This is a genomic window from Ferrovibrio terrae (genome assembly GCF_943371255.1).
GTDB classification, from domain to species: domain Bacteria; phylum Pseudomonadota; class Alphaproteobacteria; order Ferrovibrionales; family Ferrovibrionaceae; genus Ferrovibrio; species Ferrovibrio terrae_B.
Genome location: NZ_CALRUC010000140.1, coordinates 1 through 9,937, shown reverse-complemented (window position 1 = coordinate 9,937; position 9,937 = coordinate 1). Strand labels below are relative to the sequence as shown.

Here is a 9,937-nt window from a genome sequence, read left to right as displayed (position 1 = left end):
GCATCATGGCTGTAATGCACATGGGCATCGATCAGCGGCAGCATGGCGGGCTGGGCCATGGCAGGCGCCGCCGCCCCGAGCAGAATTGCGAATATGCCGTATCGAATCATGGTCAGCTCCGTTTACGCGGAGTTTACGTCAGAAATCCGACGCCGCCATTGTCACAATTCCGACAGAAGCCAAAGAAAACGGCCCCGCAGTCGCCTGCGGGGCCGCCAGATACCCGGATGAACCCCGGCCTCAGGCCTTGCCCCAGACCTCCTCGGCAATCTCCACGATCATGCGCAGCTTGGCCCACTGCTCTTCGTCGGCCAGCACATTGCCTTCCTCGGTGGAGGCAAAGCCGCATTGCGGGCTGAGGCAGAGCTGGTCGAGATCGGCGAATTTCGCCGCCTGCTCGAGCCGGCGCTTGATGTTGTCCTTCGATTCCAGCTGGCCGGTCTTGGAGGTAACCAGACCGAGGATGACGGTCTTGTTGCCCTTGGGCAGATGGCGCAACGGCTCGAAACCGCCCGAGCGCTCGTTGTCATATTCCATGAAGTAGCCGTCGACCTTGATGGTGTCGAGCAGCGTCTTGGCGACCGGCTCGTAGCCGCCCTTGGAAATGAACGTAGAGCGGAAATTGCCACGGCACAGATGCATGGAGATCACCATGTCGCTGGGCCGGTCGGCAATCGCGGTGTTGATCATCTCGGCATACTTCTCCGGCAGGCTGTCCGGATCATCGCCGCGCTGGCGCGACAACTCACGCTGCTCGGGGTCGCAGAGATAGGCCAGATTGGTCTCGTCCAGCTGCAGGTAACGGCAGCCAGCATTGGCGAAATCCTGCACGGCCTTCTTGTAGGCCTGGCCGAGGTCGTTAAAGAAATCGTCGAGGTTCGGATAGATATCCTTCGGGATCGCGTTCCGGCCGCTGCGGAAATGCAGCACGCTGGGCGACGGGATGGTCATCTTCGGCGTTTCCTTGGTATGCGCCTTCAGGAACCTGAAGTGATCGACCATCGGATGGCCCGAATAGCCGATCTTGCCCTTGACCTTGACGCCTTCGGCGCGGGTCTGCACGCCAGAAAACTGGATGCCCTGTTCGGCATGGGTGTAATACTCAACGCCATCCAGGAAACCGAGAAAATCGAAATGCCACCAGGAGCGGCGGAACTCGCCATCGGTGATGCTGTGCAGACCGACTGCTTCCTGCTGCTTGATGACTGCCTTGATCGCCTCATCCTCGACGGCCTTCAAAGCCGCGGCATCGATCTTGCCGTCCTTGCGCTGGGCGCGGGCTTCTTTCAGCACCTGCGGACGCAGGAGGCTGCCGACATGGTCGGCACGGAATGGTGGTTTTTTGCGTTGCATGGTTTCACTCCCTCAGTTTTGATGGCATTCAGTCTGCGGCATCGGAGACGGCGAGCCAAGCCTCCAGCCTGGATGGATCGTCGCGCAGATCGGCGCTCTGTGCGGTATGCACGATACGGCCACGCTCCAGCACCACCACCTGGTCGGTGATCGGCAGCAGCTTGCGGGCATTCTGTTCCACGATGATCGCCGACAGGCCTTCCTCACGGGTGATGCGCCGCAGGGCAGCCAGCAGCTCCTCGACAATGATCGGCGCCAGGCCTTCCAGCGGTTCGTCCAGCAGGATCAGCTTCGGATTCAGCATCAGGGCACGGCCAACGGCCAGCATCTGCTGCTCGCCGCCCGACAGCTGGTTGCCCATATTGCGGCGGCGCTCGGCCAGACGCGGGAACATCTCGAAGACCTGCTGCACACCCCAGCGGCCGGGCCGGGCCACGGCGGTGAGATTTTCCTCCACCGTCAGCGATTTGAAGACATTGCGCTCCTGCGGCACCCAACCGATGCCGGCGGTGGCGCGGCGGTCGGAGCGGTAGCCGGTGATATCGGTGCCGTTGAGGCCGATCCTGCCACCGCGATAGCGGGTGGCGCCGACCAGGGTGTTGATCAATGTGGTCTTGCCCACGCCGTTGCGGCCCAGCAGGGCCAGCGAGTCACCGGCCGCCAGAGTGAAGCTGACCCCTTCCAGCACGATGGCCTCGCCATAGCCGGCGCGCAGATTCTCGACCGTGAGAAGCTCAGACATCGACCACTTCCTCACCGAGATAGACTTTCTTCACCCGCGGATCGCGCGCGATCTCCGCCGCCGGGCCTTCAACAAACAGCCCGCCATTAACCAGCACCGAGATGGTCTTGGCGAAGCGGAACACCAGCTGCATGTCATGCTCGATCAGCACCAGAGTGACCGAAGCCGGCAGGGCGGCGATGACATCGAGGATTTGATGCCGCTCGGTCTCCGGCACGCCGGCAGCCGGTTCGTCCAGCAGCAGTACGGCCGGCTTACCGGCGAGCGCCACGGCGATTTCCAGCAGGCGCTGCTTGCCATAGGCGATGGTGGCCGTGCGCTGGTCGCGCACGTCGATCAGACCGAGCTGCAACAGCAGGGCCTCGGCCTCGTCGACCAGATCCCTGCGGCCGCCGATCGGCCGCCACCAGCCGGTAGCGGCATCCTCCCGCTGGGCAATCGCCAGCACGATGGTCTGCAGCGGCGTGAGATCGGGGAACAGCTGGTTGATCTGGAAGGTGCGCGCCAGGCCAAGCTTGACGCGCTTGTATGACGGCAGGCCGGTGATGTCATGACCCTGCAGCAGGATGCGGCCCGCAGTGGGCTGCAGCACGCCGGTCAGCAGGTTGACCAGCGTGGTCTTGCCCGCGCCGTTGGGCCCGATCAGGGCATGACGCGCACCGGCCGGCAGGCTGAAGCTCACGTCATTGGTGGCGATCAGGCCACCGAAGGCCTTGCGCAGATTCTGGGTTTCAAGGACGGCCGTCACTGCGCACCGCCCGTCTTGAAGCGGCGAGCCAGCCAGTCACGGCCGGTCTGATAGAAGCCGATCAAGCCGCCGCGGCCGAACAGCACGGTGAGTACCAGCACCAGGCCGACCCAGAACAGCCAGTATTGCGGCGTGATGTCCGCCAGCCAGTCATACATGAACTTGAAGGCGATGGCGCCGATGACCGCACCCCAGAGCTGGCCGCTGCCGCCCAGCACCAGCACCAGCATCACATCGGCGGAACGATGGAATTCCAGCACATCGAGCGAGACGAATTGCGTGGTCTGCGCCAGCAAAGCCCCGGCGATACCGGCATAGGCCGCGGCAATGGTGTAGATGGTCACCAGCCGCAAGTCGGTCGGGATTCCCATGGCGCCGGTGCGCAGGGCATTGCCCTTGATCGCCCGCAGCAGCAGGCCGTAAGGCGAATTGACCAGGCGGCGCGCGATGTAGAACAGGATGAACAGCACCGCGAGGCTGTAGGCATAGGCGGTCTTGCCGAAGATATCGAATTCGAACAGGCCCAGCACCGGGCCCATGGTCACGCCGGTCAGGCCATCGGCGCCGCCGGTGATATTGCTGAACTTGTTGGCCAGCTCGCGCAGGATCAGCGCCACGCCCAGCGTCACCATCAGCTTGGTCAGATCCGTGCCGCGCAGCACCAGGAAACTGGTGACAAAGCCAAGCAGCGCCGCAACCGCGCCGGCAATCAGCAGACCCGCGATCGGGTCGTGCAGCCCATGCTTGCCGAGCAGGCCGGCGACATAGGCGCCGAGGCCGAAGAAGGCCGCATGGCCGAGCGAGACAATGCCGGCATAGCCAAGGATGAGGTCGAGCGAGAGCGCGAACAGCGCCAGGATGGCGATTTCGTTGAGCAGCAGAACCTTGCTGGGCGCCAGCCAGAACAGCGACAGGGCAAACAGCCAGAACAGGATTTCCAGCGGACGCCAGCGCGCCGGCGCCAGCAGGGTGCCGCTGGCGGTGCTGGTATCGGGTTTGAAATAGGCGAGCAAAGCGGACATTCCAGAAGCCTCAGCGCGCATTGACACGGCCGAACAGGCCCTGCGGCCGCACGATCAGCACCACCACCATGATCGTGTAGATGATGAAGCTGCCGATCGTCGGCACATAATATTTACCCGCCACATCGGCCATGCCGAGCAGGATCGAGGCCAGGAAGGGGCCGGACAGCGTGGTGGTGCCGCCGACGCTGATCACCACCAGGAAATAGATCATGAACTTGAGCGGAAACGTGGGGTCCATGCCGAGGATTTCTGCGCCGAGCACGCCACCCAGGCCGGCAAGACCCGAGCCGAAGGCAAAGGTGAAGGTGAAGATCAGGTTGACGTTGATACCTAGGCCGCGGGCGACACGCGCATCATCCACGGCGGCGCGCAGCTGGCTGCCGAAGCGGGTCTTGCTGAGGATCAGCTGCAGTACCAGGGCCAGCACCAGGCAGATGGCGATGACGAACAGGCGATAGACGCCGACGCTGATGCCGAACACATCGACGCGGCCCTGCAGGGATGGCGGCAGGGTGATCAGCTGCTGCTGGGCGCCCATGAAGAAGTCGATGGCGGAAACCGCCATGAAGACAAGGCCGATCGAGAACAGCACCTGGTCGAGATGGCTCTTGGTGTAGAGCCGGGCATAGAGGGTGCGCTCGAGAACGCCGCCCAGCACGGCAGATGCAAGAAAACCGGCAGGCAGGCAAAGATAGAAGGAAACCCCGAAGCGGTTCATCAGCACGACGGTGAGGTACCCGCCGGCCATGGCGAAAGCGCCATGGGCCAGGTTGATGAAGTTCATCAGGCCAAGCGTCACCGACAGGCCGCAGGCCAGCACGAACAGCACCATGCCATAGGCAAAGCCGTCGAAGAAAATGGTCAGCACGGGAGTCTCTTCTCGAAAAACGGCCGGCGGTGAAAGCCGCCGGCCGCCATGACTTCAGGCGTGCAGGATTACCGCGCCTTGACGTTGTTGATGGTGGCGAATTCTACGTTGAAGAGTTCGCCGTTCACCCGCTCGACCTTGCGGATATAGACATTCTGCGTGATGTCACGCGTCTCTGGATCGATGCTGACCGGGCCACGCGGGCTGGTCCAGCTCTGGCCCTTCATGGCTTCCAGCAGCTTGGTGCCATCGGCATCGCCATTGGTCTTCTTCAGCGCCTGGTAGATCAGGTGCATGCCGTCGTAGCCGCCGACGCCATGGAAGCTGGCACGCATACCGGTCGCTTTCTTGAATTCTTCGACCAGCTTCTTGTTCTCCGGCGAGTTATGCGCCGCCGAATAATGGAAGGAGGTCACCACGCCGAGCGCAACATCGCCCATGCCGTTCAGGATATCGTCGTCGGTGACGTCGCCGGTACCGATCAGCCGGATGCCGTCCTTGGCCAAATCGCGCTCGCCGAACTGCTTCATCACCGCGGAGCCGATACCCGAGGGAACGAAGACGAACAGCGCATCCGGCTTGGCATCCTTGGCGCGCTGCAGGAAAGGCGCAAATTCCGGGTTGGCCATCGGCACGCGCAGCTCGGCCAGCACTTCACCGCCAGCCTTGGTGAAAGCTTCCTTGAACGATTTTTCGGCGTCGAGGCCCGGGCCATAGTCGGAAACGAGCGTGACGACCTTCTTGATGCCGTTCTTCGTCGCCCATTCGCCCATCGGAGCGGCAACCTGCGGCAGGGTGAAACCCGTGCGCACGATATAGGGCGACTGGGCGGTGATCATCTGGGTGGCAGCAGCCATCACAACGGTCGGGATCTTGGCCTGGGTGGCGATCGGCGCGGTGGCCAGCGCCAGCGGGGTGAGGCCGAAGCCGGCCAGCACGCTGACCTTCTCGTTGACCACCAGCTCCTGGGCGATGCGCTTGGTGACATCGGCGACGCCGGTATCGTCCTTGACGATCAGCTCGACCTTCTTGCCGGCAACCATGTTGCCGTTCTGCGCCATATAGAGCTTCGCCATGCCTTCGATCTGGCGACCGGTGGAGGCGAAGGGACCGGTCATCGGCAGGATCAGGCCGATCTTGACGGTCTGCTGCGCATAGGCGCCGGCCGAGGCGACGAGGCCCAAGCTGGTCACGGCTGCCGCCGCAATCAGGGGGGCTGCAAGAAGATGTCTGCGGTTCATGTGGTCTTTCCTCCGTTTTGCTTTTTTATATGTCTCGTTCGCTATCCGCACACGAGTACATCTATCCAACACCAGTTCCCGGACTTTGGCGAAACCGGCAAAAGATGCAAGGGGAATCTATAATGACTTTAATCTGTGGAATTGATGAGCCACTTGCATGAGATAATCCGTCATGGGTTCACATGAGTGAACTTGCCTACTGGTCTGCCCGCCAGGCTGTATCGATCACAATCCCACCATGCACCGCGCGCGACACGCAAGCGCAGATGCGGCTGTTATCGCGTTTTTGATGCTCGCTGAGAAACACGTCGCGGTGGTCGATCTCGCCCTCCAGCGCCATCACATCCACCGCACAGAGACCACATTCACCGCGACGGCATTCCGCCATCACCTCGACGCCGGCGGCTTCCAGCGCATCCAGCATCGACTGGCCTTCAGGCACCGCCACCTCGACACCCAGGCGCGGCACCTTGACCCAGAAGGGCTCGTTGGGCCGCAGGCCGCCGCTGCCAAAAGTCTCAAAGCGCAGATTGGACAGCGGCCGGTTCAACGCCGCCATGGTGTCGCGTACCGCCTGCAGCAACCGCGCCGGGCCGCAGAAATAGACATCGCCATCGGCGGGGAAAGCCGCCAGTTCACGCTGCAGATCGATACGATTGCCCTCTTCCGAGATGAACAGCGTCACCCGGCCACCCAGTGTCTCTTTCAGCTCCTGGGCAAAGGCCAGCTCACGCTGGCTGCGCGCAGCATAGAGCAGACGGAAATCGACACCCCGCTGCATGAGCGTCTGGGCCATGCCGAGCAATGGCGTGATACCGATGCCGCCGGCAATCAGCAGATAACGCGATGCGCCAAAATGCAGAGGAAAATGATTGCGCGGCGAGGTGACCTGCAACCGCGCGCCGGGCAGCAGATTGTGCAGCCAGACCGAGCCGCCACGGCTCGGATTCACGCGCTTGACGGCAATGCGGTAGACATTGCGCCGCGGCTGACCGACCAGCGAATAGGAGCGCACATCGCGGCGACCGCCGATATCGACGGCAATATTGATATGGCTGCCCGGCTCATAGGCCACGGTGCCGCCGGCCGGCGCGATCTCGAACATGCGGATATCGGGTCCGAAGTCCCGGGTGCTGACAAGCGTGGCATCCATCCAGTCATTCTGATCATGCATCTTCCACTCCCTCAGGCAGACTGGCGGATCAGCGCCATGCCCGGCACCAGATCGCGCGCACCCTGATGCCCCAACGCCATCACCAGATTGCGATGGGCAACGCGCGAATGCTCGCGCATCAGCGCCTCGGCCCGCGCGCCTTCGCGCCGCTCAATGGCCTCCACCACGCTGCGATGCTGTTCCTGCGCCACCAGCAGGATGGCACGCGATTCCGGCAGCATCGCCTGCACCTCAACAAAGGCGCTCGGCGAGGCAAAGGGCAGCGCCACGGCACGCTCGATCTGGCGCGCCACCACGCGGCTGCCTGACATCTGGATGAGCAGCTGATGGAACTGTTCGTTCAGCTCGACATAGCCGGTCAGCGTATCGTCGCCATGTTCGTCCTGAATCAGGGCATCCAGCTTGCGCAGGCAGACTTTGATCTCACCAATCTGGCCGGGGCTGGGGCCGCGCTCGGCCGCCAGCCGCGCGGCGAGACCTTCCAGGGTGCCGCGCGTTTCGATGGCGTCAAAGATATCGGCCTCGGAGAAATGCCGCACGGCATAACCGCCAGACGGGATCGCCTCCAGCAGCCCCTCCTCCTCCAGCCGCACCAGCGCCATGCGCACCGGTGTGCGCGACACGCCGAGCCGGTCGACGATGGACAGCTCCGACAGACGCTCGCCCGGCTTCAGCGCGCCGCTGAGGATCAGCTCGCGCAGGGAGAGGATGGTTTTGAGCGACTGCGACATGCTATTCGGCCGCTTCCGCGATACTGCCGCCACGCTCGACCGCGATCATGCGATCCAGCTTGCGCCGCGCCCACATCGAGCCGGCATCGATATTGAGGTTGTAGAACAGCTTGCCCGGATTGGCCTCGATGGCTTTCTGCTGCGCCTCGAGAATGATCTCATCCTCGCGGAAGATTCCGGACACGCCCTGGCGCAGTTCCGTGGTCAGGCTCTGCTCCTCCAGGCGGTAGTTGCGCACGAAGGCCCAGAAGTAATGGCAGGTGCCGGCGGTCTCCGGCGTGATGGTATTGAGCACGAAGCCGTTGACGCCCTGGCTGCGGTCGCCGTCGGGGGCACCGCTGCCGGTGGGTGCCACGCCGACATCGATGGTCACCGTGCAGGGCGCCTCGAAGCGGATGATCTGCCAGCGGTCGACCCGGCCCGGCTTGCCCAGCTGCTTGGCCCAGAAGGGCGGCGCCTCGATATCGCGCATCCAGCGGGTGACGGTGGCAAAGCGTTCGCCATGGGTGACATCGAAGGGGGCTTCGGCCACGGCGCGGTTGCCGATGCTGGAGCCGTGCACGAAGGTCTCATGTGTCAGATCCATCAGGTTGTCCACCACCAGGCGGTAGTCGCAGTTCACATGGATCAGTTCGCCGTCGCCAGCCCAGGCCGGATCATGGTTCCAGTGCAGGTCGGGCACCCGGGCCGGATCGGCCAGCGCCGGATCGCCCATCCAGATCCAGATAAAGCGATGCTGTTCGACCACCGGATAGCTGCGCACGCAGGCCGAGGGATTGATGGTTTCCTGCGACGGCATATGGGTGCAGCGGCCGCGCGCGTCATAGACCAGGCCATGATAGCCGCAGACCAGGCTGCCATCTTCCTGCAGATGACCCTTGGACAGCGGCAGCAGGCGATGCCAGCAGGCATCCTGCAGGGCGACCACACGATTGTCGGGCTGGCGATAGACCACCAGCTTCTCGCCGCAGATCGTGCGCGGCAGCAGGCTGCGCTTCACCTCATGATCCCAGGCGACCACATACCAGGCATTCAGGGGCCAGGGCGCGGCACCCGCATCCATCGTGAAAGGCTGATTGGCGGCCATTCCGACGTTTCCTCCGGTTCTTATGACTTGTCGCCTGTATACATTATAGCTGTGAAAGTGGCAAATTTTCATATTTTGTTCTCATTTTCATGCATTTTCGGGATACATAAACACTGAATCTTCCCGGTTATTGCCCCGGTGAGCCTCAATGCGTATTCAGGACTGAACCGATGAAATGAGGACGGCATGACCGAAGCGGCCTGGCGCCTGAGCGCCGCAGACCTGCACAAGGCCTATACCAGCGGCACCCGCTCGCCGGTGGAAGTGACGCAGGCGATCCTCGACCGTATCGCCGCACTCAATCCGAAACTGAATGCCGTCGTGCATCTGGATGCCGCCGGCGCCCTGAAGGCGGCCGAGGCCAGTGCCACGCGTTATCGCGAGGGTCGTGCACTCGGGCCGCTGGATGGCATCCCGGTGACGATCAAGGACAGTCTGGTGGTTGGTGGTATGCCCGCCACCTGGGGCAGCCAGCTGCTGCAAGACAATCTGCCGCCGGCCGATGAACTGCCGATTGCGCGCCTGCGTGCGGCCGGCGCCGTGCTGCTGGGCAAGACCAATGTGCCGGAATTCACCGTGCAGGGTTACACCTACAATCTGCTGTTCGGCGCCACCGGCAATCCGTGGAATCCTGCGCTGACGCCGGGTGGGTCCAGCGGCGGCGCGGTGGCGTCTGTTGCCGCCGGTTTCGGCCCGATTGCACTCGGCACCGACGGCGGCGGCTCGACCCGCCGCCCCGCCGGCCATACCGGCCTGGTCGGCCTCAAACCCAGCATTGGCCGTATTGCCCGCACCGGCGGTTTCCCCGAGATCTACAATGATCTGGAAGTGATCGGCCTGTTCGGCCGCAGCCTGGATGATGTCGCTGCCACGCTCTGCGCGCTGTCGGCACCCGATCCGCGCGACCGGCATTCGCTGGCCTTCCCTGCGGCCGTGACGATGGCGGAAACCCATGCCAGCCCGGCCCG

The 9,937-nt window shown here is 63.3% G+C and carries 10 protein-coding genes; 1 reads left to right on the top strand and 9 read right to left on the bottom strand.

The features are described 5' to 3' along the window. Positions 1 to 240: 240 nt before the first annotated feature. The 9 genes from AAG799_RS20585 to AAG799_RS20545 form a co-directional block, all read right to left on the bottom strand. Complete coding sequence (locus AAG799_RS20585; protein WP_341898814.1) at positions 241 to 1,353, bottom strand: 5-methyltetrahydropteroyltriglutamate--homocysteine S-methyltransferase; 1,113 nt, start codon at positions 1,351 to 1,353, stop codon at positions 241 to 243. A 28-nt stretch (positions 1,354 to 1,381) separates the two neighbouring features. Continuing rightward, entirely contained in the window at positions 1,382 to 2,095 is a 714-nt protein-coding gene (locus AAG799_RS20580; protein WP_341898812.1) for an ABC transporter ATP-binding protein, read from the bottom strand. Continuing rightward, complete coding sequence (locus AAG799_RS20575; RefSeq protein ID WP_341898810.1) at positions 2,088 to 2,843, bottom strand: ABC transporter ATP-binding protein; 756 nt, start codon at positions 2,841 to 2,843, stop codon at positions 2,088 to 2,090. The genes AAG799_RS20580 and AAG799_RS20575 overlap by 8 nt, the downstream gene beginning before the upstream one ends. Next, the gene (locus tag AAG799_RS20570) at positions 2,840 to 3,865 is read right to left on the bottom strand and encodes a branched-chain amino acid ABC transporter permease (protein WP_341898808.1); all 1,026 of its coding nucleotides are present in this window, start codon (positions 3,863 to 3,865) and stop codon (positions 2,840 to 2,842) included. Before AAG799_RS20570 ends, AAG799_RS20575 begins: the two co-directional genes overlap by 4 nt. 10 nt (positions 3,866 to 3,875) lie before the next feature. After that, positions 3,876 to 4,736 carry a branched-chain amino acid ABC transporter permease gene (locus AAG799_RS20565; RefSeq protein ID WP_341898806.1) on the bottom strand — a complete coding sequence of 287 codons (861 nt, stop codon included), beginning with the start codon at positions 4,734 to 4,736 and terminating at the stop codon, positions 3,876 to 3,878. A gap of 68 nt (positions 4,737 to 4,804) precedes the next feature. Next, positions 4,805 to 5,977: an ABC transporter substrate-binding protein gene (locus AAG799_RS20560; protein ID WP_341898804.1), complete on the bottom strand. Its 1,173-nt coding sequence runs from the start codon at positions 5,975 to 5,977 to the stop codon at positions 4,805 to 4,807. A 196-nt stretch (positions 5,978 to 6,173) separates the two neighbouring features. Continuing rightward, positions 6,174 to 7,151: a PDR/VanB family oxidoreductase gene (locus AAG799_RS20555; protein ID WP_341898802.1), complete on the bottom strand. Its 978-nt coding sequence runs from the start codon at positions 7,149 to 7,151 to the stop codon at positions 6,174 to 6,176. 11 nt (positions 7,152 to 7,162) lie between these two features. Continuing rightward, on the bottom strand, positions 7,163 to 7,882 hold the full coding sequence (locus AAG799_RS20550) for a GntR family transcriptional regulator (protein WP_341898800.1): 720 nt from the start codon (positions 7,880 to 7,882) through the stop codon (positions 7,163 to 7,165). Between the two features lies 1 nt (position 7,883). Continuing rightward, positions 7,884 to 8,969 carry an aromatic ring-hydroxylating dioxygenase subunit alpha gene (locus AAG799_RS20545; protein WP_341898798.1) on the bottom strand — a complete coding sequence of 362 codons (1,086 nt, stop codon included), beginning with the start codon at positions 8,967 to 8,969 and terminating at the stop codon, positions 7,884 to 7,886. A 186-nt stretch (positions 8,970 to 9,155) separates the two neighbouring features. Here AAG799_RS20545 and AAG799_RS20540 point away from each other — a divergent pair. Continuing rightward, positions 9,156 to 9,937: amidase (locus tag AAG799_RS20540; RefSeq protein ID WP_341898796.1), on the top strand; the 782-nt coding region annotated here is incomplete at its 3' end.

Bases quoted from the DNA above. Each gene is read 5' to 3' on its own strand.
- AAG799_RS20545 (WP_341898798.1), bottom strand. From the start codon at position 8,969: ATGGCCGCCAATCAGCCTTTCACGATGGATGCGGGTGCCGCGCCCTGG.
- AAG799_RS20560 (WP_341898804.1), bottom strand. From the start codon at position 5,977: ATGAACCGCAGACATCTTCTTGCAGCCCCCCTGATTGCGGCGGCAGCC.
- AAG799_RS20555 (WP_341898802.1), bottom strand. From the start codon at position 7,151: ATGCATGATCAGAATGACTGGATGGATGCCACGCTTGTCAGCACCCGG.
- AAG799_RS20585 (WP_341898814.1), bottom strand. From the start codon at position 1,353: ATGCAACGCAAAAAACCACCATTCCGTGCCGACCATGTCGGCAGCCTC.
- AAG799_RS20580 (WP_341898812.1), bottom strand. From the start codon at position 2,095: ATGTCTGAGCTTCTCACGGTCGAGAATCTGCGCGCCGGCTATGGCGAG.
- AAG799_RS20570 (WP_341898808.1), bottom strand. From the start codon at position 3,865: ATGTCCGCTTTGCTCGCCTATTTCAAACCCGATACCAGCACCGCCAGC.
- AAG799_RS20550 (WP_341898800.1), bottom strand. From the start codon at position 7,882: ATGTCGCAGTCGCTCAAAACCATCCTCTCCCTGCGCGAGCTGATCCTC.